Source organism: Shewanella sp. MM_2022_3, assembly GCF_022557375.1.
Classification (GTDB): Bacteria; Pseudomonadota; Gammaproteobacteria; order Enterobacterales; family Shewanellaceae; genus Shewanella; species Shewanella xiamenensis.
Window position 1 is genome coordinate 51,031 of sequence record NZ_JAKZGV010000002.1, and the last position, 21,444, is coordinate 72,474.

General features: G+C 46.7%; 37 protein-coding genes. 14 read left to right on the forward strand and 23 right to left on the reverse strand.

From position 1 onward, the window contains the following. Positions 1–13 precede the first annotated feature (13 nt). The 22 genes from MMG82_RS01340 to MMG82_RS01445 all read right to left on the reverse strand — a co-directional run bounded on the left by MMG82_RS01340 (position 14) and on the right by MMG82_RS01445 (position 13,652). Complete coding sequence (locus MMG82_RS01340) at positions 14–1,306, reverse strand: tyrosine-type recombinase/integrase (RefSeq protein ID WP_241406301.1); 1,293 nt, start codon at positions 1,304–1,306, stop codon at positions 14–16. Continuing rightward, the gene (gene xisR / locus MMG82_RS01345) at positions 1,306–1,515 is read right to left on the reverse strand and encodes an excisionase family protein (protein ID WP_240131190.1); all 210 of its coding nucleotides are present in this window, start codon (positions 1,513–1,515) and stop codon (positions 1,306–1,308) included. Before xisR ends, MMG82_RS01340 begins: the two co-directional genes overlap by 1 nt. Further along, the gene (locus MMG82_RS01350) at positions 1,512–1,760 is read right to left on the reverse strand and encodes a hypothetical protein (protein ID WP_241406302.1); all 249 of its coding nucleotides are present in this window, start codon (positions 1,758–1,760) and stop codon (positions 1,512–1,514) included. Before MMG82_RS01350 ends, xisR begins: the two co-directional genes overlap by 4 nt. Then, the gene (locus tag MMG82_RS01355; protein WP_241406303.1) at positions 1,757–3,421 is read right to left on the reverse strand and encodes a DEAD/DEAH box helicase; all 1,665 of its coding nucleotides are present in this window, start codon (positions 3,419–3,421) and stop codon (positions 1,757–1,759) included. The genes MMG82_RS01350 and MMG82_RS01355 overlap by 4 nt, the downstream gene beginning before the upstream one ends. Beyond that, a complete protein-coding gene (locus MMG82_RS01360) occupies positions 3,418–3,777 on the reverse strand; it encodes a hypothetical protein (RefSeq protein WP_241406304.1) in 360 nt (119 codons plus the stop codon). Before MMG82_RS01360 ends, MMG82_RS01355 begins: the two co-directional genes overlap by 4 nt. Then, on the reverse strand, positions 3,774–4,244 hold the full coding sequence (locus MMG82_RS01365; protein ID WP_241406305.1) for a hypothetical protein: 471 nt from the start codon (positions 4,242–4,244) through the stop codon (positions 3,774–3,776). The genes MMG82_RS01360 and MMG82_RS01365 overlap by 4 nt, the downstream gene beginning before the upstream one ends. A gap of 109 nt (positions 4,245–4,353) precedes the next feature. Next, positions 4,354–4,995, reverse strand: coding sequence for a phage N-6-adenine-methyltransferase (locus tag MMG82_RS01370; protein ID WP_241406306.1), 642 nt, complete (start codon positions 4,993–4,995; stop codon positions 4,354–4,356). 66 nt (positions 4,996–5,061) lie between these two features. Then, positions 5,062–5,373, reverse strand: coding sequence for a hypothetical protein (locus MMG82_RS01375; RefSeq protein ID WP_241406307.1), 312 nt, complete (start codon positions 5,371–5,373; stop codon positions 5,062–5,064). After that, entirely contained in the window at positions 5,370–5,897 is a 528-nt protein-coding gene (locus MMG82_RS01380; RefSeq protein ID WP_241406308.1) for a hypothetical protein, read from the reverse strand. The genes MMG82_RS01375 and MMG82_RS01380 overlap by 4 nt, the downstream gene beginning before the upstream one ends. Beyond that, on the reverse strand, positions 5,894–6,094 hold the full coding sequence (locus MMG82_RS01385) for a hypothetical protein (protein WP_241406309.1): 201 nt from the start codon (positions 6,092–6,094) through the stop codon (positions 5,894–5,896). The genes MMG82_RS01380 and MMG82_RS01385 overlap by 4 nt, the downstream gene beginning before the upstream one ends. Next, on the reverse strand, positions 6,091–6,480 hold the full coding sequence (locus MMG82_RS01390; protein ID WP_241406310.1) for a hypothetical protein: 390 nt from the start codon (positions 6,478–6,480) through the stop codon (positions 6,091–6,093). The genes MMG82_RS01385 and MMG82_RS01390 overlap by 4 nt, the downstream gene beginning before the upstream one ends. After that, positions 6,477–6,953, reverse strand: a complete 477-nt coding sequence (locus tag MMG82_RS01395) for a zinc-finger-containing protein (protein ID WP_241406311.1) — start codon at positions 6,951–6,953, stop codon at positions 6,477–6,479. The genes MMG82_RS01390 and MMG82_RS01395 overlap by 4 nt, the downstream gene beginning before the upstream one ends. Next, entirely contained in the window at positions 6,943–7,137 is a 195-nt protein-coding gene (locus MMG82_RS01400; protein WP_241406312.1) for a hypothetical protein, read from the reverse strand. Before MMG82_RS01400 ends, MMG82_RS01395 begins: the two co-directional genes overlap by 11 nt. A 2-nt stretch (positions 7,138–7,139) precedes the next feature. Further along, positions 7,140–7,355: a hypothetical protein gene (locus MMG82_RS01405; protein ID WP_241406313.1), complete on the reverse strand. Its 216-nt coding sequence runs from the start codon at positions 7,353–7,355 to the stop codon at positions 7,140–7,142. 99 nt (positions 7,356–7,454) lie between these two features. Further along, positions 7,455–8,702 carry a hypothetical protein gene (locus MMG82_RS01410; RefSeq protein ID WP_241406314.1) on the reverse strand — a complete coding sequence of 416 codons (1,248 nt, stop codon included), beginning with the start codon at positions 8,700–8,702 and terminating at the stop codon, positions 7,455–7,457. Between the two features lie 90 nt (positions 8,703–8,792). Further along, the gene (locus MMG82_RS01415; RefSeq protein WP_241406315.1) at positions 8,793–9,542 is read right to left on the reverse strand and encodes a hypothetical protein; all 750 of its coding nucleotides are present in this window, start codon (positions 9,540–9,542) and stop codon (positions 8,793–8,795) included. Between the two features lie 62 nt (positions 9,543–9,604). Then, entirely contained in the window at positions 9,605–10,567 is a 963-nt protein-coding gene (locus MMG82_RS01420; RefSeq protein WP_277622138.1) for a RecT family recombinase, read from the reverse strand. Further along, positions 10,564–11,853 (reverse strand): PD-(D/E)XK nuclease-like domain-containing protein, encoded by a 1,290-nt coding sequence (locus tag MMG82_RS01425; protein ID WP_241406316.1) that lies wholly within the window; start codon positions 11,851–11,853, stop codon positions 10,564–10,566. Before MMG82_RS01425 ends, MMG82_RS01420 begins: the two co-directional genes overlap by 4 nt. A 2-nt stretch (positions 11,854–11,855) precedes the next feature. Beyond that, complete coding sequence (locus tag MMG82_RS01430; protein ID WP_241406317.1) at positions 11,856–12,407, reverse strand: hypothetical protein; 552 nt, start codon at positions 12,405–12,407, stop codon at positions 11,856–11,858. Further along, complete coding sequence (locus tag MMG82_RS01435; protein WP_241406318.1) at positions 12,404–12,742, reverse strand: hypothetical protein; 339 nt, start codon at positions 12,740–12,742, stop codon at positions 12,404–12,406. The genes MMG82_RS01430 and MMG82_RS01435 overlap by 4 nt, the downstream gene beginning before the upstream one ends. Beyond that, the gene (locus MMG82_RS01440) at positions 12,736–13,134 is read right to left on the reverse strand and encodes a hypothetical protein (RefSeq protein ID WP_241406319.1); all 399 of its coding nucleotides are present in this window, start codon (positions 13,132–13,134) and stop codon (positions 12,736–12,738) included. Before MMG82_RS01440 ends, MMG82_RS01435 begins: the two co-directional genes overlap by 7 nt. 269 nt (positions 13,135–13,403) lie before the next feature. Further along, complete coding sequence (locus tag MMG82_RS01445; protein WP_241406320.1) at positions 13,404–13,652, reverse strand: hypothetical protein; 249 nt, start codon at positions 13,650–13,652, stop codon at positions 13,404–13,406. Positions 13,653–14,296: 644 nt separating this feature from the next. Between MMG82_RS01445 and MMG82_RS01450 the strand changes: the two genes are divergently transcribed. Genes MMG82_RS01450 through MMG82_RS01460 form a run of 3 tightly spaced genes read left to right on the forward strand, consistent with a single transcriptional unit; the run spans position 14,297 to position 15,511 of the window. Continuing rightward, a complete protein-coding gene (locus MMG82_RS01450) occupies positions 14,297–14,632 on the forward strand; it encodes a hypothetical protein (protein WP_241406321.1) in 336 nt (111 codons plus the stop codon). 34 nt (positions 14,633–14,666) lie between these two features. Beyond that, a complete protein-coding gene (locus tag MMG82_RS01455) occupies positions 14,667–15,185 on the forward strand; it encodes a hypothetical protein (RefSeq protein ID WP_241406322.1) in 519 nt (172 codons plus the stop codon). 2 nt (positions 15,186–15,187) lie between these two features. Next, positions 15,188–15,511, forward strand: a complete 324-nt coding sequence (locus tag MMG82_RS01460; RefSeq protein ID WP_241406323.1) for a hypothetical protein — start codon at positions 15,188–15,190, stop codon at positions 15,509–15,511. A gap of 23 nt (positions 15,512–15,534) precedes the next feature. Here the strand turns inward: MMG82_RS01460 and MMG82_RS01465 are convergent, their stop codons facing one another. Then, on the reverse strand, positions 15,535–15,993 hold the full coding sequence (locus MMG82_RS01465) for a helix-turn-helix transcriptional regulator (protein ID WP_241406324.1): 459 nt from the start codon (positions 15,991–15,993) through the stop codon (positions 15,535–15,537). 112 nt (positions 15,994–16,105) lie between these two features. Here MMG82_RS01465 and MMG82_RS01470 point away from each other — a divergent pair, with 112 nt between their 5' ends. The 11 genes from MMG82_RS01470 (at position 16,106) to MMG82_RS01520 (ending at position 21,290) form a co-directional block, all read left to right on the forward strand. After that, complete coding sequence (locus MMG82_RS01470; protein WP_241406325.1) at positions 16,106–16,318, forward strand: YdaS family helix-turn-helix protein; 213 nt, start codon at positions 16,106–16,108, stop codon at positions 16,316–16,318. A 106-nt stretch (positions 16,319–16,424) separates the two neighbouring features. Next, positions 16,425–17,237: a hypothetical protein gene (locus MMG82_RS01475; RefSeq protein WP_241406326.1), complete on the forward strand. Its 813-nt coding sequence runs from the start codon at positions 16,425–16,427 to the stop codon at positions 17,235–17,237. Further along, positions 17,234–17,971, forward strand: a complete 738-nt coding sequence (locus tag MMG82_RS01480; RefSeq protein ID WP_241406327.1) for a replication protein P — start codon at positions 17,234–17,236, stop codon at positions 17,969–17,971. The genes MMG82_RS01475 and MMG82_RS01480 overlap by 4 nt, the downstream gene beginning before the upstream one ends. Next, positions 17,964–18,323 (forward strand): hypothetical protein, encoded by a 360-nt coding sequence (locus tag MMG82_RS01485; RefSeq protein ID WP_241406328.1) that lies wholly within the window; start codon positions 17,964–17,966, stop codon positions 18,321–18,323. Before MMG82_RS01480 ends, MMG82_RS01485 begins: the two co-directional genes overlap by 8 nt. A gap of 1 nt (position 18,324) precedes the next feature. Then, a complete protein-coding gene (locus MMG82_RS01490) occupies positions 18,325–18,762 on the forward strand; it encodes a hypothetical protein (protein WP_241406329.1) in 438 nt (145 codons plus the stop codon). A 24-nt stretch (positions 18,763–18,786) separates the two neighbouring features. Next, on the forward strand, positions 18,787–19,437 hold the full coding sequence (gene ssb, locus MMG82_RS01495; RefSeq protein ID WP_241406330.1) for a single-stranded DNA-binding protein: 651 nt from the start codon (positions 18,787–18,789) through the stop codon (positions 19,435–19,437). Between the two features lie 122 nt (positions 19,438–19,559). Then, positions 19,560–20,108 (forward strand): hypothetical protein, encoded by a 549-nt coding sequence (locus tag MMG82_RS01500; RefSeq protein WP_241406331.1) that lies wholly within the window; start codon positions 19,560–19,562, stop codon positions 20,106–20,108. Beyond that, complete coding sequence (locus MMG82_RS01505) at positions 20,101–20,361, forward strand: hypothetical protein (RefSeq protein ID WP_241406332.1); 261 nt, start codon at positions 20,101–20,103, stop codon at positions 20,359–20,361. Before MMG82_RS01500 ends, MMG82_RS01505 begins: the two co-directional genes overlap by 8 nt. Before the next feature lie 4 nt (positions 20,362–20,365). After that, positions 20,366–20,701, forward strand: coding sequence for a hypothetical protein (locus MMG82_RS01510; protein ID WP_241406333.1), 336 nt, complete (start codon positions 20,366–20,368; stop codon positions 20,699–20,701). Continuing rightward, positions 20,698–21,066, forward strand: a complete 369-nt coding sequence (locus tag MMG82_RS01515; protein WP_241406334.1) for a hypothetical protein — start codon at positions 20,698–20,700, stop codon at positions 21,064–21,066. The genes MMG82_RS01510 and MMG82_RS01515 overlap by 4 nt, the downstream gene beginning before the upstream one ends. After that, on the forward strand, positions 21,066–21,290 hold the full coding sequence (locus tag MMG82_RS01520) for a hypothetical protein (RefSeq protein WP_241406335.1): 225 nt from the start codon (positions 21,066–21,068) through the stop codon (positions 21,288–21,290). Before MMG82_RS01515 ends, MMG82_RS01520 begins: the two co-directional genes overlap by 1 nt. Positions 21,291–21,444: the final 154 nt, after the last annotated feature.

A 21,444-nucleotide genomic window follows, 5' to 3' on the forward strand; every position in this document is an offset into this window, starting at 1 on the left:
GGGAATCAGTATTTTACTGATTCCCTTTGTTGTTTCTGGGCAAAATCTGGGCAAAATCTGCGTTTTCCTGTCCGTTTATGTCCGCATTAAAGCCCATCATTTCAGATATGCGACTTGCCATACGTTGCGAGTCTTTCGGTATCCACTTGCCATAGTGCTTCTTGATCATGGTGGTGTCACTATGACCAAGTTGGCGCGCTACCCATTCAAGCGGTACGTAGTTTGAAAGTAACTGACTAGCAAAAGTGTGGCGGCATTGGTTGGGCCCACGGTGTCGCAACTTGGCGCGCTTGAGTATGCTCGTAAACCAACGGCGCACTGAATTGTCATACCACGGTTCATTGCTTTTTCCGTTCAAGAAAACCAAACGGATGCTTTCTTGCCGACTGGTAATATTATCCCGTTGCTGCACAGTATATTCTGCGGTTTGCAGCATGTAGGTTAGTGCCATTTGTCGTTGTAGCCAGACTTTAGCAGGCTCTAACAACTCAATTACCCGAATACGTCCGCGCTCCTTTGGTACTTTGTACTGATTTAGCACCTTTGCGCGCTGCACTTTTATCGTCCACGTTTCGGTATCAATATCCTCCCACGCCAGCGCGATAATCTCTGATAGTGATAGACCAGACCAACACCAAAACATGATCATGTTTATATCGCCTTGGCGAACTGTGTTGATGCTTTCTATTCGTGCCAGTTCTTCGCGAGTGAAAGGGTCGGCGGTTTCCTCTAAGTTGTCACGCTCGACGTTTTTTACTCGGTCAAGCGGATTAGTTTTAATGGCGCCTTCGTGGAACGCTTCCGACCATACGCCGCGCACAATAGTAAAAATATCGTTAACGGTTTTAGGTGAAAGCCCACCGCGCAGCAGTTCCGCTTGGAATAGCTCAAACTCTGACTTGCTTATATCGGCAAGTTTGCGTGAACCCCATTTATTGATCACATGCTGCGCTTTGGTTTTGTAATTTTTAAAAGTGCTTTTGGCTTTGGTAGCCTCCTGTACTGATAACCATTGGTTTACTGCGTCAACTACGGCCAACTTAGTTTTTATCATTCCAGCTAACTTGGCTGCTTTTGCCGATTCAGGGAAGTGAGCCAGATAATCAAAACGGTTTTCAGCTATCTCAGTTAAGATAGTGTTGCGCTTGTTTTCAGCATACTTGATAACAGACTTAGTGATCTTCGAGTAGCCAGTTAACGGCTCTCTACAGCGCTCGCCGTTTAGCATAAACACGATGCGTACTGTGTTGTAGTTGATTTCGACGCCAACAGGGAGTTTTTCAACTCCCTTTGGTAAAGTGCTCATTATGCTACTCCTTCCATCCAGCGTTCTATCTCATTGACGTTATAAACGACGCGATTAACGGGGTCGTAACGCCATTGCCGACCTTCTAACCATACGCCACGCTCACGGTATTTGCGCGCGGCCTCGGATGTTATGCCAAATACAGTTGGCAGTAAATTTCCACGCACCCATTTTGCTGGGGTTGTTTCAACGCTTTGCTTTGCCATCATGCACCTGCCTTATTGCTGCGTTCGTCAGCTGTGATTACTCGAGTGCTATCATCAATAACCAACACCTTGCAGGTTTTAGTGATAGCGAATACCGAAAACCAAGCCGACATAAAACCTATTCCCCAAATGAAGGCGAAAATTAGCGGCGGCGTATCGATGCTAAAGCTGAACGACGCCACCACAATTAGCGCGATAAGTAGCGATACAACAAAGCAGGTAAGCACTGCTGTTAGTGTGGTTTTCATGCTGCCTCCTGATTAATTTTCTTGCTAAGAAACTGTTCAGCCAAAGCTTGAATGCGGCTTTTATCGCTAAACTTGGTTTCGAGTTGCTTGCCAGGGTCGATGATCCCTGTGGATTGGAATTGCTTAACACCGAGCACTTCAACCATTGGTGGGTCTGAACCTTCATTGGTATTCAGATAAATAGCGGTGATCTGTTCTTGCTGGCCCTCACGGTTAAGACGGCCAATAATTTGCTCATGCACTTTAGGCGACCAATCAAGCTCACCAAATACGACGGTTGAGCAGCGGAATTGCAAACCGTCGAGCCCTGCGCCACTGCGTAGCGACATGATGAATAGATTGGTTTCACCTGAGACAAAGCGTTGCACAGAGTCGTTTTTCTGCTTTTCGCTTTCAGATCCGGTATACATCGCGGGTTTTAAATCGGCGAGTTCATCTAGCCAAATTTCGTAAACGTCACGATGCCATCCCATTAGCAGCACAGGGATATCGTTTTCGAGTAGGATGCGGATATAACGGGCCACGCCTAGCGCCTTCGATACGCCAGTTGTATGGCGCATCATTAAATCAAGTTCTCGGCCTGCTTGACCGCGGCTAAAGTAGTCGCCAGTAGTGGCTTTAATTGCCAACTGTTTAGCGAGTTCTTCAACTGACTTAAGGGCTTTTTGGTCTGCTTCGATATGTTCAACGATGGTATTAATCGGCGGCATTTGCTGACCAACATCGCGCTTAGTACGGCGCAGCATTAGGTTTTGCTCTCGCAAATATGATCCCAAAGCATCAGGGTCTTTTACACGACGGTCATCGACGCACCACTCACGCAGAAAATCGTAATAACTACCAAGCGCCAGATCGTCTAGATACTGCATGATGTTCCATATTTCAGCGCCATAGTTGTAAATTGGTGTTGCTGATAAACCTAGTTTATAAATTGCGGCATTAGCTAACACTTTGGCTGCTTGGCCTTTTCCGCTATCAGTACCTCGACGTAGCTCTTGTATTTCATCAAAAGCAACTGCCTTGAAGAATCCATCCCCAAAAGTGTCAATCCAGCCAAGTAGCTGGCTGTACTTGAATAAATACACATCGGCAGAAGGGAGATTATAAGGCTTAGTGCCTTTTATTTTGTGGACAGTTAAGTGAGTAAAGCTTTCAATCTTTTCTTGCCACTGAGCCTGCAAATGCGTTTGCATAACTACTGCTGCTGGTAATGACTGAGGATTTAAAAACAAACCCGCAGCAGTGTAAGTTTTACCTAAACCAACATCATCGCCCAGTAACAACGCTTTACGGGCCAAAACCAAGTCGATGGCTTGCCCTTGATATTGGCGTACCTTCTGACCAGCTTTTAATCCGTTCAGTACCGATGGAACGTATTCAGGCCGCAAGATATCTTCCATGCGAGATTGTTCGGCTTCATAACCTTTGCGCCCAGACTCAAGTGTGTTGATTTGATCACGAGTCATATCCATTGGGTAGCGCTGTAAAAACCAAGATAGATCAGCACAATGCTGTTTATCATTTGGAAATTCGAACGTGCCAATTTGATGCTTGGGCACTCTTGGGAATAACTGCTTTAATCTGATAGCAACATGAGGCGGTATATTCTGTAACTGCCACTTGTTATTAATAAGCGTAAGTTGGCCGTAAGTGCGGATCATAACCATGCTTCTCCAAGTGAAATGACTGCTGCTGGTTTATTTTCAATCAATGCGGGAAGATTCATTGCTGTGCCAGTCAACAGCACTACAGCGGCGACTTCATCATGCTTTGCATAGCGACATAGCTGGCGATAGATGGACATGCGCTGAGCTTTGATTTTTAGCTCAATAGCAATTAATCCAGTGTCGGTATGCACAACAAAATCAACAATGTCCCTTTCTGACAATCGATACTCACGCTCAAATTTAAAGTTGCTATCATCTAGCTTTGCTTCAATGTCTGCCTGAGCTTGTTTTTCAACTACGGCGTTAATTCGGCACTTAGATATAAATGAAATAACATTTTCCAAGCTCATGCCGCACCTCGTAATCCTTGCTTGCTAAAGTGGTGGTTGAGGTGCGCAATGCACTGCTCAACCATATCGTTGTAATTTGGTAGCTCGACGCAGCGCATGCAGTTATGCTCGCGGTCGTAGCCTGTTGGCACACCATGGTCAAGCCACCACTGGCGCGCAAGCTGGTAGGCTTCGCGCGCTTCGTGGTTGTCGATGCGGAATGTGCGGCTATCCATTTTGATTAGCTTTTGACGGGCCAAGTCTCGCAATCTGAATAGCAGCTGAGATTTGCAGATCACGTTAGTTAACTGTTCTCGGTTAAATAACATCATTGATGAAGCGTATAAAAACTCACTATCACACTTTGCACCACTAACCGCGTATTCACGTCCTGCATTGCCTGCGTAGCAATCGAGTACGCCTGTTGTTACCGTGCGTAACTGCATTTGCCAAATGCGCTGCATGAGTTCTTCGTCTGTAATCTTCATATCAACCCCTTATCCTCAAGCACTGGGTAAATCATTAAGATAAATAGCGTTACTACAATGCCGATCATCGCCCACGTTCCGCGCGATTCTTCGCTGTCATCAGGTTCGTTCATGCTGCCTCCTGTTTATTAGCCGCTGCTGCAACCATGTCGAGCATCACTTGGCCGTCGCGTAGCAGGTCGTCGCGGTTGACGTAACTCATGCGCTCGCCGCGCCATGTCTTGTCGAATACAGCAATCGCACAGGCAAAACCTGCGCTTGATGCCTCTTGCTTTTTGTCTGCTGGCACAAACCACTCGGGCAGGTCAAAGCTGATACGTCCACGGATGAAGCACACATGATCCGCATCTTCTGGCCACCATACTTCTGAGGTCGCAGACTTAATCAAGTAAACAAACTTGGCGCCTTTGTCGCGTTCCTCGATGGACTTGGCGATAATGTTGCGCATGCCTGTAATGGCTTGATTATCTTCATAACTACTGCGGGAATAAGGCGGGTTTGCAAAGCCTTTACCGCCTGCTAAATCCTTGGTCCAGTCTTGGACTAGGGCGTTATCTTCAACCGTGTAATAGCGTGGGCATTTGGCGTTATCGCCATCGCTGAATAGGTCGAGGATGAAGGGGCCAAACTTGGCGAATATGCCCCAGTAAAGCGCGTCTGGCGTGCGCCATTGGTCGCCGACTTCTTTGAGGAAGTGAACCGTTTTACTTTTCAGCGCGCGCAACGATTCTGCATAGGTGCTTATGCTCATAGGTTTATCTCTTTAGGAAATGGTTAAGAGGATTTAACTGTTATTTTTTATCAGTTAAGCGAGCGGCTATTTATTGGGATCTGCGAGCAGTGCTTCTAGCTCAGCTATCCGCGCGTTTGCTTGATTGAGTTTTGCGATATGCTTTTCCCAGTCAATTTCTTTGATTGCTTCGACGATGGCGGCGCGTTCTTCGAGGGTATCTGCTCCGCGACTCACGTTGCCGTGTTTGATGCCGTGTAGCTGTGCGGCGTTGCCTGAACTAATACCTTTTACAAAGTAGTCAAACAGCGCCGCGCTTATTGGCTCATCAATTTTTGTTAAGCTAAGCAGTAGCTTGAAGCGTTCGGCCGATTCACCGCCTTGGATAAGGTGGTTCATGCTGCACCAACTTTTTGTTCAACGGTAACTATTGTGTCGTTATGCCAGCCACCATGGGGAACCATGAGTATTTCAATCTGTTTAAACCCAGCGGTTTTACCTATCCCTCCGCTATTCCAACCACATGAAATAACTTTCCCATTTGGTTTGACTATCCTTGCAATCTCTTTTTTTATATCTCCCCAAAAACTACTTTGAGTTGTTTTCCTTGTAACAGTCATTCCTAATGACTTGTAATGCTCGCTTACTTGTCTTGGTGAATAAGGAGGATCAAACAGAACAGTATCTATGCTTGAGTCACTAAATTTACGTAAAAATTCAACAGCATCAAGGTTGTAATCAGTATCAAATTCAGGATTTAAATCATTAGTTACGGTAGCAAATCGGTTATTATTAGCGAATGGATCTACACTTAATCCAGCTATATGTCTTTCTATAAGATTTCGTATAGGTTTGATATTAAATGTGTTTTTACTTGGCATGGCCCATGTTCTATTTATCACAACATTTTCAATATAGTTCATGATTGTTTACTCCCCGCGCGTTCCTCTAACTTGTGCATGTAGCGAATGACTTTGGTATGGCATGAGCTGCAAACGGTGTCGGCAATAAACTCGCCTGACTTAGTGATGTTGCATTCATGCTTATCGGTTTCGATGCTGAATTTCTCGCCGCGCTTAACTTGTTTGGCGCATATATCGCAGGTGAATTGGAAGTTCATGCTGCACCGCCTTGGTCATCATGAAAGCAACGCATGAGATTTTTTTCAGCGGAGAGTATTTTCTCATACAGAGAAATGAAGCTATCCGTATCCCATGCTTCACGCATGTTTTCAGTCGCGGTAACTAATAGCTTTGCCGCGTCTCTAATATCGCGCATATCATCAGCGCTAATAAGGACTGGGCAAACTAAGCTATCAAGATAGTTATTACCGCTTGCATCCCATAGCCAGTTTTCTTCATCATTGAAATGCCAAAATCGCTTATTACGCATTTCATCTAACTGTTGCTGTAAAAACTTGTTGTGTTGATATGACTCAGCGAGTACCAGTCTAAGCTGATCAATATCAGTAATGTGCAAAGCTGGGAGTTCAGTGTTTTTGCTCATGCTTCCCCCTGACAAATTTTAATGATCCGCTCGCACTGGGCAGTGTCTGACCAACCGATGTGACACTTTTGGCGTTCAATGCCGAGTTGTTCTGCTAGCCAGATATACCCTTGCTTTCTATTCATGCCGCGCGATTGCCAGTGCCGGTTAAATGCGGCTTTGGCTTTTGAGCGCGCCTTGCGGGTCGTGCTATCAGCAAGCGTACCTAGTGGCAAGTTAGTGAACGGGTGCATGCCGACGTAAGCGTCACAGTCATTACAGGCATAAACCCAAGGCCACTCACCATACTGCTTACCGCTGTAAATAACCTGGTGATGAGTGATGCTCACTAGCCCTTGGCAATAAGGGCAAATACAGGGGATTTCTACGCGGTCTTTTACCAGTTTTAGCGCTCTACGGCTTGGGTTCCACGGCGTTTTTCCGTGGGTATCCAAAGGCGTTAAAGGCTCTGAGTGGTGTTTATTACGCCTCATAAACTACCCACTCCATTTTAGGTTTAGCGGTGCGAAGCTGGTGGGCTATCTCATCAGCTAAGGCCTGCTGATACTCAGCCTCAGTTAATTCAACTTTCTTTTTGCCGACCTTTTTAACGCGATTAACCTTGCTCTTTGCCAGTTGCTCCGCTTGGCTGCGGGTTATGCCAAATACTCTAAACATAGCTAACCCCTCACTAACATGCGGTCGATGCGCTTGGCGTGCTCGATAGCGCGCAGTTTGTTGCTGGTAAAACGCGAACCTAACAATGCCCAACCATGTTTAAACGCTTTTACCGTGGCTTGACCTACTAGAATATCGCCACGTTTGCAGCCTTCTGAACGTGGCGCCTCGATTGCACAGGCGCCGATACCGCGATGATATTGTCTTGCTCTTGCCATGATGTTTTCTCCAAATGAAAGCTATCGCGGCAGGCTATGCGCTTGCCGCGCTTAGGTTTTTAATGGGTTCAAGTGAGTCACGCGCTAGTAGTTGGCGCGTTAATAACGGATAGTCATTGCGCCAAGTTCGCCTTTAGCGGCAGCGGTAATAATGGCCTTGCTTAGCTCCTCAGTTGCACCGATGGCGATAAGTTGCTGCATAACGGTTTGGTTAATCTTGCGGCGGTGTTCAACATTAGCCGCTTTGCGGTCGGCTTCTTCTTTTGCCTTGCGTTCTGCCTCGTCTTTCGCTGCTTTATCCGCCTCACTTTTTGCAAGCGAGTTAAATTTGTTTTTAGCAGTTTCGTAAACAGAGTTGTAAATAACCCAAACGCGCTCAGTTTCAGTGCCGATTGTTGCCTCACTAAATTCAATCCGTGATATTTGATCAAGGCATTGCTTGGCTTCTACTGAATTAAGTACGTCTCCAACCTTTACCAGCCAACCGTTAAGCAGTTGAATAATTTGGTCTGCGGCATGTTTGTGGATGGCGGCTTGATTAGCTCTCTGTATCGCGGCCTGTTTATCTATCTCCGCTTGTTTAATTTGAGCTTGCAATTCGGCCTGGGCATCCGCTTTAGCTTTTGTCGCCGCTTCTTCGGCAATCTGTTTTTCACGGGCTAAGCGGTCTTGCTCGGCTTGCGCGTCTACCTTGCGCTGGTTGTCTGACTCAATGAGCGCGGCTTGATATGCTAGCGTCATTTTTTCAACGGTTTGTGCTTTGGCGGCTTCGCCTGCTTCTTTCATCGATTCAAAATCGTCGCCCACTGGCTCGGCTTTAATATCCTCAAGCACGGCTTTGATAAAGTCGGCGCGCTCATGAACATTGCTCGGCATGTTTTCAAGCATGCTTTGATATTCTTCGCCAAAGTAATCAACCTTGGCTTTAAGTCTCTCTAGAATAGCCTTTTGTTCTTCTTCCCACTTGGTTAAGGGTTCGCGCGTTTTGTCGCGCAAAGCGTCGCATTCATCAACAAATTCTTTAATGTTTTGCTCGATTGGCTTAACCACGGCTTTTAGATGTTTAAGATAAGCGCGACAAGGTTTTTCGACGACTCCTTTGCTACGGCTAACGCTGGCAGCAAGCGAGGCGATACGGTCGCGGCCTTTGGTGGTGGTTAGGTCTGGCACTTCGTTAACGCTGGCTTTAATGTGATCAAGATATGGCTTTAACGCGCCTGGCTCAGTGTAAAGCAATGGCCCGAGTTCTACGGCCTTGGCTTCGGTAATTTCTTCAAACGGAACGGGTAGGTTAGCGGTTTGTTCTGGCGCAGTTGCTTGAACATTTTTAGGGGATTTTGCGGCCATGATTGGCTCCTTAATTAATTTTAGATAAAGCAAAGCCACAGCGCGCTAACTGCGCGCCGTGAATGAGTGTTTGGTGGGGGTTAGGCTAGGTTAGTCGTTGCACCAGCTAGTTTCGTAAGATGACGCATAAGTCCCTTCGTCAAACTCGATTTGGCCTTTCATGGCGTAGACGTTGAACAGGATTTTTTCAAAGCCGTATTGACGGCCCATGCTGAGCTGTTCGCCTGCTTTATGACCGTCAACGCGCAGCCCGATGATTTCCCATTTTCCTGATTCTTTATCTTGATGCATGTGAAGGTTGTACTTACAGTCACGCTTTGACCGATCACTTTCTTTATCAAGGTAGATCTGCGCAAATTTCCCATAGGTGTTATCTTCTTCGATAATCAGCGTGATCTCGCCTTCATAATCATCATTGTATTCGCGACTTTCTGCGATCACCTTTTGTACCAGCCACGAAAGAGTGATTTGCTCAGGCAATTCGGTAAGCAATTCATTAAGCTCTTTATCGAGAATGGCAGCAAGGCGATTATCGTAAAACTGTTGGGTGGCCAGCTTGAGGCGGTTAGTCACGTATTCGTTATAGGTTGGCAGATCCGCAATGCTTTCAAGTTGCGGCATGATGGCTTTGGCAAACTGCTCTTTAAGCACTTTGCCAACATCGCCATAACTTTGAAAGCAGTCTCTAGCAGCATCATCAATCAGCTTGTCAGCATACTTTCCGATTGCTTGCTCAAGCGCGCCTGACTGAATGCGTTGCTGCAGCACTTGGCCAAACATTTCTTGCACTGTGGCAGTCATAGGGTTAACGGTTGGTAAAAATTCTTGTTGGTTTTCCATTTGATAGATTCCTTGGCGGCTATGGCGCCGCCATATTGATGGTTTAAAAGGGGAAAGATGATTTAGGCGACTTCGCCTGTTTCATAGTCGATTTCAGGCTCTTTAGGTTGCAGCCGTTCTTTGCGATTTTTGTAGATTGCGCCTAAGTGTTTCTTCTCAGAGTCGTTAACCTTGTGAGATTGAATTGCCGTGGCAATTTCGGCGGCGACTTCATCAAGCTCTTGAATCGTTGTGCAGTCATTAAGTGACAGGCTTAACTTTTCAAACGGTGATGGCAGCGCGGCTTGCGCTGGCTGACCAATTGCCTCTTGCTGGACGGTCGCACCGCTTAACACTTGGTTTAAGCGTGAGTCGGCGCGCTGCTCTGGCTGCGGTGTAATGTCGCGCTCTGGTCGCTCTGATTCCAATTCATCGGCAGAATAAACGCCTAGAATGGCCTCAGGGCAATATAGGCGCGCCCACCGCTTAACCGCTAAATAAGCTAATTGCTGCTTAGGGTCGGATGCCCAAAGGGTTGAATTGCGAACCTGTGCTTGAGATAACAAAAGCTCTAGTGGGCGTGGTTCGCTTTCTCCTGCTAAGGTGTTGAATACCTTAACCCCTAAGCCTTTTTCATCGGCAGGCGTCCAATTAGGCGCTTGGTATGGCTTGCCGTTCTGGTTTGTCTTGGTGATGAAATTACCAATCACTTTTGACCAGTCGCCAAAAAACTCGTAATGAAATGCACCCTGTACTGAGCCTGAGTGCTTCACTACTGCGTTAACTAACTGCGCCTCATAACCAAGCGTGCCGCTAACAACGTGGGTTTTTTGGGCAACTGCAAACGGATTCATGCGCCACAGCGCCGATTGCATTACGATAGCCATGCAGTCAGCCACGTTACCTTGCAGATGCTGCGGGACAGTAGCTTTGCCGCCTGCCATGGTTTCAGCTAAGCGATACATATTATTCATCGCGTCGAGGTTCATCATTAATTCAGTGGTGCTTGTCGGCTGGTCAATGATGATTGGTGTATGTGCTGTCATGCTGCACGCTCCATTTTATGAGTGTGTTCAATCACACTCTGGTTAAGTTCTGTGTATTCATTTTCAAGCGCATCAAGCTCTTGCGCTTCAAAGGCGTTGAGTCCAACTGTTACCGCTACGTCGGTGTAAGCAGGCCAGACGTTGTGCTCCATGCAGCGCTTAAGCTCGCGCATGGCTTTGCGGTACTTGAGATAACCAAGGCGCTTAACATCGGCATCGAGTATCACCGGCGCGGTGATCACAAACGGGCGGCTTGACTCGACAACGAGGAAAGCAAATTCATCGGCGCCAGCAACGTCGGTGTAAAGCGCGTCTTGAATGTGGTAGCCAAGCTTTTTAGCCTTAGCGCCAAAGAAGCGCGGATCTGCGCTAGCATCACTTTTAAGGTCGATAATCAGCGAACCTATCATGTAGTCTGGTCGGCATTTGATAATCAGTCCTGTGTCAACGTCGCGGGTGAAGATGCTGCGTTCTGCTACGCCGCCAGTGGTTAGCGCCTTAGCTTTGGGGTTTGACTCAAGCGACTGGCGCAGTATCGGCATATCGTCCCACTGGTCGCTAGTCAGCACCACTTGACCGTTTGCATCGGCTTTGGCTTTGAATGCATACCAAGCCTTACTACTGCGGATTTTGATTTCTTCTGGCTGGCACACGTAGCTTGACGCGAACAACCAAGGCTGTAAGAAGGTGGTATGCACTGCCTTACCAAAATCGAAGTAGGCTTTTTCAGGATCCGGAATGATTTTCGCGATGTACTTGGCGTAATACTTTTGCGGACACTCAATAAACAGCTTGAGCTTGCTTGAACTAACACCGATTGCGCCGTGGTAAATGTCATCTGGCAAGTCGTCGATGATTAAGCGTTCGCCAGGCACTAATTGTTCAAGGCGCGCATTAAGCGTTTCGATAGTCCACGGTTTTGGCGCAAAGGCCGCAAATGGGTCATCATCTTCGACTAACGCTGCTGGCTCAGGTGTGAGCGCGTCGGCATATAAGCTTTTATCGTGGTCGATTTTGGTTGACAATTCAGGCTGTTTGTCAACTTTTACGGTTTTATTGTCAACTTCAACAGCTTCATCAGCAACCTCACGTGACTCAACTAGCGTGCAATGGCTTTCTATATTGCGGCGAAAGTGTTTGCGGTTGTAACCTTCTGCGGCAAGGTTAGCTTCGGCTTGGCGTTCTGCTGCTGCGAGGCTATCAACCTCAATGCAGTAAGTAATACTGCAAGTGCCTTTAGGCGCTGACGCCATAGGGTTAAAGGTCATTTTAAAGAGCTTGCTCATGACTATTCTCCTTGTTTAATAATTGGCAGTTGTGCAGCGGCTGCGCGGACGGCTGCGGCGGCTTCTTTGCCATAGCCCCAAATGTCGCCGTTATCTGGATTCCAACGAGTAGGCGCAATCCATTCAATCGATAGTTGTTCGCCTTTTACGATGTAGTCACGCATTGCACAGACTAATTCGCGTAACGTTCCTCCATGGTTAAACCCTCTCCATCTGCCTCGGTAATGGGTGTAAACCCGTACTTTGGTATATTCATCGACAAACCAAACCTTGCCGTTTTTATCAAGCTCAAGTGTTGCTATGGTGCCTTTGTTGTCGAAGAAATTGCGGCCATGCTCGGATATCACTTTGATGAGCGCGTTTGCGTGTTCTACGCGCTCAGTGATGATTGGCTCCGGTAAGTCGTAATAAGATTTACAGCCGCATTTTGGGCAAGCACCGCAGTAAATAGCAAAAGACTTAGAAGCGTATTTAGGGTCAGCGATCTTGCTTAAATCTTCATGTCTACCAGTCCAGCGGCAGGTGCGGCGGCTACATTCGATACGTTGTGTCATGCCACATCCTCCAAGCTATCCAAATGCGCCTGCACTAAATCCGGCGCTATCATGTTTGATAAACGGGTAATTTCGGCATCAATTAACACGTTGATACCGTGCGGATTGCCGTACAGATAGGCGATTTTCATGGCTTCTTTAATTCCATCGTTATCGAGTACGGTTTCGATAATGGTGTCTAGGTCATGTCCTTCCACGGCAATACCTCGCTGTAGTTGGTTTTCAATCCACTCCGCCTTAGCATCAATCGCTTCGGCCTTGGCGCTATCAAGCGCGATTAAGTGAGATAACTGTGCAGTGAGATAATCACCCACTGCATTTACGTTGGTTAACATGGCAGCGCGCTCCTTAGGTCTATCCGATAAACGCCGCGGCGCTGCTCCTTGCGCTCAATGTATCGCTCGGTGCGGTCGGTAGTGTTGATGGTTTGGTTTTGGTATAACGGCCCGCCAATCTTTGCGACTCTGGCGCGGCCTAAGCAGTTGATCCGCAGCGTGCCAATGGTGGTTAGTTTGTCGTCGATGTAGTGATACAAATAACCTGTGAACTGGCAGAAATGCATGTCAAACGCATCGCTAACAGGGCCGATTAAGCAATGCTGCTCGATTGACTCGAGGCAGTTTTTAATCGCGCTATCGTTCATTGCGTCGCCTTTTTTATTAGCGAGCAGTGCAACGGTAAGCGCGAATAACAGTTGGTTTTCAAAAACCGAATAACGGTCGTCCATAAGTCCTCCTTGATAGGCTTTATCAAAGCCTCTCGATGAAAATCTTTGATAAAACGTTGCCGGTTACGTCATCCGGCGGCCTGAACCCGTCGTAGCGTCGCTCTATAGCCGCTAATTACTGGTGCAAGGCTTTCAGGCGTCCTTGCTGCTTTACCAGTGGTTTCTTTGCTAATTAACCCTGACCAGTCCCAAGGCTGGCTATCGACATGGATACTCGGGGCGCAGTCATAACCTGCGCTTGTAAGTGGCCGCTTCTAACGGCTAGTTAGTCACATGGGCTTGTCCTCTGATTGATTGGCTACTTTTGCCGTGCCATTGGCGTGATTTAATGAAATTCCTCTAACGATTAAATCTAAACAATTAATACTGCTGCGAATCATTTGGTTAACGTCTGCTTTTGAAACTGGAGTTCCACATGACCATTTGGGGTTCTCGCTTTTTAGCCATTCAATTCTTTTTATGTGGTGAATTTCATCAGCTTCTAATTGGCTTTGATTGAGTGATTTTTGATTGCTCATGATTGAAACCTTTTATTGATTCGCATTGGTGAAGCAGTTTGTGTACGGCCTTCCGAGCTTTCGCTGTACCCCAGCGCTTTGTAACGCCGTAACTCAGCACGTTGCGCACCGCGCTATTTAACCGATTGTGCAAACTGCTTCCCAATGCGCCCTCACTGTTAAATAAGGGGCTTTGTCCATCTACCACACCGCCGATGGTTGGCGGGGCTATACACATATTTGGGTCATGCTCGCAGTGAAACCATTCAGTACCTGTTCTTATGGGCTCTTCCCACTCAAACAGTCCGGTCGCCAATAGCGGTGTATAGGTCTGTTTACGCGGATTACTATCCTCCGCCGCGTGATCCTCGGAGTAACCTAGTCCGAATCTCAACAAGCGATGAGGCGGGTTTAGTTGTTCATGGGCCAGTCTGTTAAAGAGCGTTATCGAAAATTTATGAAATCTTCGATACAAGTAATTCTTGTATTTAATCCTACAAGTGAAATATAAAAAATCAAGAAAAACTTGTATAAATTTTTTTAGACAGGGTAATATTCGATGGAAGCTTTGAAGTGGGCGGTGTTATTCCGCTTTTCTGAAAGGTTTTTTTAACATACTATTCACCTGCCCAAACGGGCAGGATGACGGATTAAAAGGAAGTTATATGAGCAATACAATTGTTGGGCAACAGTCTGTAAACACCGCAGTTTCTTACTCCACGGCTACTAATAGCACTCAACCTGCATCGACTTCTGGCGATGCTTCCACGACTCAATCTGTTGCAACTGCTGAAAGCGATACTGTAACAATTAGTGAAGAAGCGCTTGCATTACTTGAAGCAGATAACGGCGATGGTGTTGAGCCTCCATTATTATCGACTAAAGATAATGGTGACGGGGTAGAGCCGCCAATGCAAAAAGCTGACAATGGCGATGGAGTTGAACCTCCAAAAGCTAAAGCATATAACGGCGACGGTGTTGAACCGCCAATTATTAAATAAGTAGATATTTAATATCGGCTAGAGGCAGGAAACAATGACCAATCTGTTAACAAATGAATTGCTTGATTATATTGGCGTAGCTGTAGAAGTCACATTAGTTGCACTTCTGATTGTGCATGTAGTCTGGTTAAGACGCTTATCATCAGAGTCAATAGCTGTTGTGGTTTTTTTAGTTGTCCAATCGCTTGGCGTTATTTTGAAATATCCAATACGCGGAGCTATATCTAGCTATGATGTTGATGTTGGCAGATTGGTTTTTTATATGACATTTGCTTTTATAGATATTATCGGCGTTGTGATGATCTATAAGTTGCACTCGTTTTTAAACCAAAAGTTTTCAAGCTGTGCCAAATACTTAGCGTTTAGCTTGCAGTTTTTTGCTTTGTTGCAAATTGTAAGGTTGTTAGATAGGCAGATAGGACCAGATTTGTTAGGTTTGATTTATAAATATTCAATACCGAGCATGAACGTTTCTATTTTAATTGTGATGATCTTCTTTACGGTAAAACAGATACAACACCAAAAAGGATTTTCAGGCATTAGAGGGATTTAACAGTGTATAACATATTTATGATTGCTCTCGTTTTTGTGTTTGTTTATTTCTTCTTTATTGTTAATAAGAAATATAACTCATCGGTTAAGTCTTGCGGCGCTAAGGAAGATGCAGAACGCGAGCTAGCAGCTAGCTTTATTCGCAATGCAATAAAGCAATATGAGTTAAGGCATACTCGGCCTGATCTGCAACTGGTTTCTGAGTTTGAAAGACTGACGGATGAGCAGGATGAGCTGGTAGAAAGGTATTTTAATTATCTTGAAGAGCTTGAAGCTAACCAGGTGAATGAATCAGTCGTACCGATAACGATTAAAGCCTCTAGATAAAAATAAAGCCGCAATTAGCGGCTTTATTTTTGAAGTGTTTCTTGTATTGCTGGCGGTTTCTCTTGTTCAGGATCTAGTCCGTATTCTTCAAGTAACTTGGAGAAGAACACATCATTCATGATACTCATCGTCACGTCATTGCGTTTCATGCCTATCCATCCCATAGAAAGCAGTGCTTGCAATGATTTTGCATGAGCTGAGCAAGCTTGACTCTTAAATTCATCCGACCGAATAAACTTAAGAATATCGTCAAGATTTTCCGAGGTAGATTGACCCATCCCGAATTGCAACCAATTAGGTGAAGTTTTTAATACTGTAGCCAGTTTTCGCATGCGTGTAGTTCTGGGCGTCGTTTTACCAGACTCCCATTGCTGCACTGACTGAAAAGACACACCCATCAGGTCGCCTAATTCTTCCTGACTGAGTTTTTGCTTTTCTCTAGCCGCTTTAATGCGCTGACCAATCAAGTTCTTATCGTCCATTTTTATAATGCTACAAGTATTGCTTTATTATGCACCACAAGAATAACTTGTCAAACTGGTTTTAAGGTGCAAGAATTAACGGAAATACAAGTAATACTTGCATGAGGAAGGTATGACTAAAAAAATTAGAGATTTAATCCCGAAGGGTTTGCCGCAATCTGCGATTGCTGACGCTTGCAATGTTACTCAACAAGCTGTTGTGCAGTGGCTTAACAATAATCAGATCCCGGCAAGGAGAGTGAAGGCGTTTAGCAAAATCACAGGTATTGCACCAGAGAAGCTAAATCCCGAAGTCTTTGGTGACTCAAGCGAGTCCGCTGCATAGCGAGGTGTAGTGATGCAAACAATATTCATCGCTATTAAAGGGGCTTCAAAGGGGCTTCAAAGGGGCTTAGTAAGGGATAACAAACCCCCTTATAAAGGGGTGTTTTATGCGTGAGTACAGCGTGGTTAAACCCCATTTTTGGATTGGTAAAACTGGCAAAGAATTACGGGGAAAACCTGAGGCGCAACTTCTTGCAATGTACTTAATGACCAGTCCGCACAGCACGATGATTGGCGTTTTTCATTGTCCAATCATGTACATGGCGTATGAGACTGGGTTAAGTATCGAAGGGGCTTCAAAGGGGCTTGCGAGCCTCTTGGAAGGTGGGTTTTGCACCTTTGATGCGGCTACTGACACAGTGTTCGTTAAGAACATGCTCAAGTTTCAAGTTGGTGAGAATTTAAACCCTAAAGATAACCGAGTAAAAGCGATTAAAAGGGCGTTTGGAGAGCTACCAGAAAGCAAAGCAAAACAAGAGTTTGCTGAGTTTTATTGGGAGGTCTTAGGGTTGGCAAAACCAGCGCAAAAAGAAAGCTCCTTCGAAGCCCCTTGCAAGCCCCTTCGAAGCCAAGATCAGGAACAGGATCAGGAACAGGAACAAGCAGCGCAAATCGCAAAAAGCGCGATTAGCTTGCCGCTGCTGGGTGGTGGCTTTATCGCTATCAAGCCTGAGCAGATAGAAAGATTCAATGAGCTGTACCCGAACCTAGATAACGAGCAAGAGCTGCGCAACATGATCGGCTGGTTTGAATCTCAGCCAGACAAGTTAAAACCCAAGACCAAGATTTTGCAGTTTGTGAATACTTGGCTGGCTAATCGCCAAACCGATTATTTGAACTCAAATCGGGCGTTTGATGATCTGGACGATACCAGCTGGGCAGAAGGATTGATGTTGCCAGGCGTGGAGCAAGCGCAATGAACGGCCCATTAGCGTTAAGCCAACTGCAAAGCCGTGCGATTAAGTACATCGGCGAGCAGCAACAGCAAGCACCTATGACGATTGGGCCCAATAGCCCTGTGGCTCACATCGTAAACCAGACCTTAAAGCAACTGATTGCGGTTAAGCCTGCGCACAAGCAAGCGTTCTCAGTGCAAGGTGCTGTAGCTGAATGGAAGCGCACATGGACACAAGCGTTTGCACAGCATGGCATTCGAACGCTTGAGCAAATCGAGCTTGGCATTAAGCGCGCACAGTTGGACCCAAGCCCGTTTATGCCTAGCTGCGGCCAGTTTATCCAATGGTGCAATCCAAGCGAGTTATCCGACGTCGATGTGCTTGAGGCATTCACTCGGATGATTGAGCGTAAAAAGCCTCTGACTGATGTTGAGCACGCAGTACGGCTTAAGTGTGCATACCAATGCCGCAACCAACTACCTCAAGAAAAAGCACTGGCGCTGTTTACTTCGCACATGCGCGCATACAGCGCAAAGAAAGCGCGCGGTGAGTTTATTCCAAGCCGTGAAACCAAGTTACTTGAGCGCACAGGCGAACTGCGCAAGTTCAATCAAGATTTTGAAGCGCAGATCGGCAAGCGTATAGCGAGAACGTCGATTGAAATCCGCATGCTCAAGTTGCAGTTAGCAACAAAACGCCGCAAAGCGTTTAAACAGCGCAAAGCCAACAGCCGCTTAAGAGTGGTTAGCCATGGCTAGAGCACTTAAAGCGCTACCGGATGATGCGCCAGATTTATACGCATTTGTGAATGCGCCTAAGGCGGCGAATGACGAAACGGTAAAGCCTGCGGCGCCAAAGCCAGATATGCGCGCATTGGTTGAAGCAGCAAGAACAGCAAAACCCGTGCGCTCAATACCGCTGTTTTATCACTGCCGTGGTGGTGAATCAGATTTGCGCTTTGTGCAGCGTTGCATTCGCTGGATACCTGACGGCCAACGCCATGCGGTTTCAGTCGAGTATGAAAGATTGTTTTTAGCCGGTGGACGCGATGGACGCAAAAACGCCAACACGTTTTTACATGGCTTAGCCAGCAGCTACAGAGGAAAGTGAAATGTTAACTATCGGTATCGACCCAGATTTAGAAGCCAGCGGCGTCGCCATCGTGATCCGCAACAAGATTAGCGAACTCCACAAAATGCCTTTCCCGCAGCTGATTGAGTTTATCACCACGCTCGCTGCGGATAACGAAATCATTGTCAAGCTGGAAGATGTGAACGCCTGGGCTGGTGTAAAGCATAGGGCAGGAACTGGGCCTGCTGCAATGCGCAAAATCTCGCAGAACGTCGGCCAAGTGAAAGCGACTGCAAGCCTCATTAAAGAAATGCTCAACAGTAAAGGCGTTGAAGTGCATTTGGTTAAACCGCTTAAGGGCGAGGTGAAGATGATGGCGAAAAAGAATCATGCCTACTTCTGCAAGCTGACTGGCTGGCAAGGTGAACGAACTAATGAAGATCAACGCGATGCTGCACTCATCGCGCTACACGGATAACAGATAACGGATAAGGGGAAAGTTATGTCAAGAGGCGTGAACAAAGTCATTTTAGTTGGTCACTTAGGGCAAGACCCTGACGTGCGCTATATGCCGAACGGAAACGCGGTCGCCAATATCAGTATTGCGACTAGCGAGAGTTGGAAGGACCAGCAAGGCCAACAGCAAGAGCGCACAGAATGGCACCGCGTTACGCTGTTTGGAAAACTAGCCGAGATTGCCGGGGAGTATCTGCGCAAGGGCTCACAGGTTTATATTGAAGGTAAATTGCAAACGCGTAAGTGGCAAGCCCAAGATGGCTCAGACCGTTACACAACCGAAATCATTGTTGATATGCATGGCTCAATGCAGATGCTTGGTTCAAAACCGAACGGTCAAGCGCAAGGCCAAGGGCAAGGGCAGAACAATAGCGGTTATCAAGACCCTGCGCACCAACAGCAATACCGCGCACCCGCTCAGCAATCGGCGCCAACTTATCAAGCACCAGCGTATCAACCGAAGCAGCAGAATGCGTATTCACCTAGCCAGCAGCCGCAACAACGTCCTGCGCCACAGCAAAGACCAGCTCCACAACCACAACAGAACTTCACTCCTGATTTAGATGATGGTTGGGATGATGACATTCCGTTCGCTCCGATTGGGCTGCAATATCCTTACTTGCTGCTTTGCTGTTAGAAGTTATTGATTTAAAAGAATAATTTAAAAGTTAAAAATAGAGCGCTTGATGGGTTGGCGCGTAGACTTGGCGAGACTTTGGAGATTCACGCATGTGCGTATCACTTGAGAGACTATTTTGTTTGACTTCACAGCAGGCGATAAGCGTTGAGCCGCGCGCCAGTGGGAAGGGCATTTTTAGCCGCGAGGATGCTGCCGGCGTGATCGCCATGGTTCAGCACGTTTATCCGGTCGGGGTGAAAATACTTGAGGCCAAGATTGGCGGCAATCAACACAGTAGCGCCGAGCTTAAGCGCGCATTGATTTGCACGCTGGAACATCAAAACGTGAATCCGGTTGCGGCAAAGGCGCTGGCGTCGATGGCGATTGAGGAAGTTTGCGGCGCAAAGAAATGCCATCACTGCAACGGTGTAGGGTTTAAAGATCCGCGCCACGCTTGCAGGCATTGCAAGGGTTCTGGGATTACAGCGCTAAGAACCTCAAAGCAACTGGCCGCGACGTTTAATGCGCTGGCCCGTGAGCATTTGACCGAGGCGCAATTCAATCAGGTTTATTACGACGTTTACACGAGCGCAATAGACGAGCTGTATCAGCATGAAGGCGATGCAGCGAAGTATGCGGCCAGTGTATTGCGTTTGGTGCAGGCAGAAATCGAGGTGATGAATGGATAAGCAGATCATTTTAATTGGTGGTGGTGTTGGTAAATCGATGCTTGGAAGGGCGTTAATGGCGTTGCGGCTTAGAAGTGGTGTGGTGACCGTGGCTGACATTAACGATATAGAGCCTGAAAATAATTGGGCTCAGGTTCAGGATGGTTTGCCGATTAAGATTCCTGAATTTTTAAACGAATCCATGTCAATGCAACCAATTTTTAGACGCAACAAATCAGACCGCAAGCGCAATCGCGCCAACCGTTGGAGGTAGTTAAATGAATCATTTCACCCCAGTGACTGCAAAAACAATCGCAGTAGCAAGAGCTAAATACGCTGCGCGCACTTTATCAGCAGAACTTAAACACCTTGCTGTAGATGCGCCAGCTTGCGCGCTTCCACCAAACACCACGGACGACCTGACAGAATCCAAGGAGGAACGCGAGGCGTTCGAGTTATTGGAGCGTCGCCAGCGTGATCCGCAACTAATCGATGAACGCCAGGCGAAGATTAACGCCATGGCAGCGATTGCGCGCCAGTGTCAGACGACCAGCATTGAGGGCATTTGCGCGCTGTTGATTGATGCGGGTTATGAGATAGGTGAAGGCAAATGACTGAGTATGTTTATCGTATTCAAGACAAACAAGGTCGCGGCCCATTTCGCCCGGGTTTCACTATCAAGTGGCTTGAGCAAGATAAAAATTTGCCGCCGTATTACGTCGAGTTTCCTGATTTAGATTTAAACGCAGAAACTCGAACAAGTGATTTTGTTGGCTGCGCTTGTTTGCATATGGTTCAGCTGCGCAAATGGTTTACGCCTTCTGAATATCGAACCCTAACTAAGTTAGGTTTTAAGGTTGTGAGGCTCGAAGTAGACAAAATTCTTAGGCGCAACGAAAACCAGTGCGTGTTCTCTAGGGCTAAGCGATTCAATAAAAACGCTGTCGAAATGCAGTTATATCCAGTAGGGGTGAAGTGATGTTTGTTTATACCATTAACGATATTTTGGGCTTAATTGTTATCGCCTTAGTCGTGGCGGTGGCTTTCGCCATTAACGCTATCACGCTATTTAAACAATGGCGCTGCAAGCATGACGGTGGCGTTAATGAAGATCAAGCATGTGATGCTTGGTGCAGGAAGTGCGGTAAGAACCTTGGCTTTATTGGCAGCTGGCGCAAGAAAGAGGAATCGAAAAATGGCTAAACGATTCTGCCAGAAATGCCAAAAGTCGACGCATCATTCCGAAATCAAGCAGTTGAACTTTTTGGAGCAGTGCGCAGTCGCGCTAATTAGCGGTTTTAGTGCTGATTTAAGGCAGGCCGAATTAGAGTGCAATGAGTGCGGAACCCTGCGAAAT

What these genes read in the sequence shown, in the direction of transcription:
- MMG82_RS01340 (WP_241406301.1), bottom strand. Translation starts at nt 1,306, where the DNA reads ATGAGCACTTTACCAAAGGGAGTTGAAAAACTCCCTGTTGGCGTCGAA.
- xisR (WP_240131190.1), bottom strand. Translation starts at nt 1,515, where the DNA reads ATGATGGCAAAGCAAAGCGTTGAAACAACCCCAGCAAAATGGGTGCGT.
- MMG82_RS01350 (WP_241406302.1), bottom strand. Translation starts at nt 1,760, where the DNA reads ATGAAAACCACACTAACAGCAGTGCTTACCTGCTTTGTTGTATCGCTA.
- MMG82_RS01355 (WP_241406303.1), bottom strand. Translation starts at nt 3,421, where the DNA reads ATGATCCGCACTTACGGCCAACTTACGCTTATTAATAACAAGTGGCAG.
- MMG82_RS01360 (WP_241406304.1), bottom strand. Translation starts at nt 3,777, where the DNA reads ATGAGCTTGGAAAATGTTATTTCATTTATATCTAAGTGCCGAATTAAC.
- MMG82_RS01365 (WP_241406305.1), bottom strand. Translation starts at nt 4,244, where the DNA reads ATGAAGATTACAGACGAAGAACTCATGCAGCGCATTTGGCAAATGCAG.
- MMG82_RS01370 (WP_241406306.1), bottom strand. Translation starts at nt 4,995, where the DNA reads ATGAGCATAAGCACCTATGCAGAATCGTTGCGCGCGCTGAAAAGTAAA.
- MMG82_RS01375 (WP_241406307.1), bottom strand. Translation starts at nt 5,373, where the DNA reads ATGAACCACCTTATCCAAGGCGGTGAATCGGCCGAACGCTTCAAGCTA.
- MMG82_RS01380 (WP_241406308.1), bottom strand. Translation starts at nt 5,897, where the DNA reads ATGAACTATATTGAAAATGTTGTGATAAATAGAACATGGGCCATGCCA.
- MMG82_RS01385 (WP_241406309.1), bottom strand. Translation starts at nt 6,094, where the DNA reads ATGAACTTCCAATTCACCTGCGATATATGCGCCAAACAAGTTAAGCGC.
- MMG82_RS01390 (WP_241406310.1), bottom strand. Translation starts at nt 6,480, where the DNA reads ATGAGCAAAAACACTGAACTCCCAGCTTTGCACATTACTGATATTGAT.
- MMG82_RS01395 (WP_241406311.1), bottom strand. Translation starts at nt 6,953, where the DNA reads ATGAGGCGTAATAAACACCACTCAGAGCCTTTAACGCCTTTGGATACC.
- MMG82_RS01400 (WP_241406312.1), bottom strand. Translation starts at nt 7,137, where the DNA reads ATGTTTAGAGTATTTGGCATAACCCGCAGCCAAGCGGAGCAACTGGCA.
- MMG82_RS01405 (WP_241406313.1), bottom strand. Translation starts at nt 7,355, where the DNA reads ATGGCAAGAGCAAGACAATATCATCGCGGTATCGGCGCCTGTGCAATC.
- MMG82_RS01410 (WP_241406314.1), bottom strand. Translation starts at nt 8,702, where the DNA reads ATGGCCGCAAAATCCCCTAAAAATGTTCAAGCAACTGCGCCAGAACAA.
- MMG82_RS01415 (WP_241406315.1), bottom strand. Translation starts at nt 9,542, where the DNA reads ATGGAAAACCAACAAGAATTTTTACCAACCGTTAACCCTATGACTGCC.
- MMG82_RS01420 (WP_277622138.1), bottom strand. Translation starts at nt 10,567, where the DNA reads ATGACAGCACATACACCAATCATCATTGACCAGCCGACAAGCACCACT.
- MMG82_RS01425 (WP_241406316.1), bottom strand. Translation starts at nt 11,853, where the DNA reads ATGAGCAAGCTCTTTAAAATGACCTTTAACCCTATGGCGTCAGCGCCT.
- MMG82_RS01430 (WP_241406317.1), bottom strand. Translation starts at nt 12,407, where the DNA reads ATGACACAACGTATCGAATGTAGCCGCCGCACCTGCCGCTGGACTGGT.
- MMG82_RS01435 (WP_241406318.1), bottom strand. Translation starts at nt 12,742, where the DNA reads ATGTTAACCAACGTAAATGCAGTGGGTGATTATCTCACTGCACAGTTA.
- MMG82_RS01440 (WP_241406319.1), bottom strand. Translation starts at nt 13,134, where the DNA reads ATGGACGACCGTTATTCGGTTTTTGAAAACCAACTGTTATTCGCGCTT.
- MMG82_RS01445 (WP_241406320.1), bottom strand. Translation starts at nt 13,652, where the DNA reads ATGAGCAATCAAAAATCACTCAATCAAAGCCAATTAGAAGCTGATGAA.
- MMG82_RS01450 (WP_241406321.1), top strand. Translation starts at nt 14,297, where the DNA reads ATGAGCAATACAATTGTTGGGCAACAGTCTGTAAACACCGCAGTTTCT.
- MMG82_RS01455 (WP_241406322.1), top strand. Translation starts at nt 14,667, where the DNA reads ATGACCAATCTGTTAACAAATGAATTGCTTGATTATATTGGCGTAGCT.
- MMG82_RS01465 (WP_241406324.1), bottom strand. Translation starts at nt 15,993, where the DNA reads ATGGACGATAAGAACTTGATTGGTCAGCGCATTAAAGCGGCTAGAGAA.
- MMG82_RS01470 (WP_241406325.1), top strand. Translation starts at nt 16,106, where the DNA reads ATGACTAAAAAAATTAGAGATTTAATCCCGAAGGGTTTGCCGCAATCT.
- MMG82_RS01475 (WP_241406326.1), top strand. Translation starts at nt 16,425, where the DNA reads ATGCGTGAGTACAGCGTGGTTAAACCCCATTTTTGGATTGGTAAAACT.
- MMG82_RS01480 (WP_241406327.1), top strand. Translation starts at nt 17,234, where the DNA reads ATGAACGGCCCATTAGCGTTAAGCCAACTGCAAAGCCGTGCGATTAAG.
- MMG82_RS01485 (WP_241406328.1), top strand. Translation starts at nt 17,964, where the DNA reads ATGGCTAGAGCACTTAAAGCGCTACCGGATGATGCGCCAGATTTATAC.
- MMG82_RS01490 (WP_241406329.1), top strand. Translation starts at nt 18,325, where the DNA reads ATGTTAACTATCGGTATCGACCCAGATTTAGAAGCCAGCGGCGTCGCC.
- ssb (WP_241406330.1), top strand. Translation starts at nt 18,787, where the DNA reads ATGTCAAGAGGCGTGAACAAAGTCATTTTAGTTGGTCACTTAGGGCAA.
- MMG82_RS01505 (WP_241406332.1), top strand. Translation starts at nt 20,101, where the DNA reads ATGGATAAGCAGATCATTTTAATTGGTGGTGGTGTTGGTAAATCGATG.
- MMG82_RS01510 (WP_241406333.1), top strand. Translation starts at nt 20,366, where the DNA reads ATGAATCATTTCACCCCAGTGACTGCAAAAACAATCGCAGTAGCAAGA.
- MMG82_RS01515 (WP_241406334.1), top strand. Translation starts at nt 20,698, where the DNA reads ATGACTGAGTATGTTTATCGTATTCAAGACAAACAAGGTCGCGGCCCA.
- MMG82_RS01520 (WP_241406335.1), top strand. Translation starts at nt 21,066, where the DNA reads ATGTTTGTTTATACCATTAACGATATTTTGGGCTTAATTGTTATCGCC.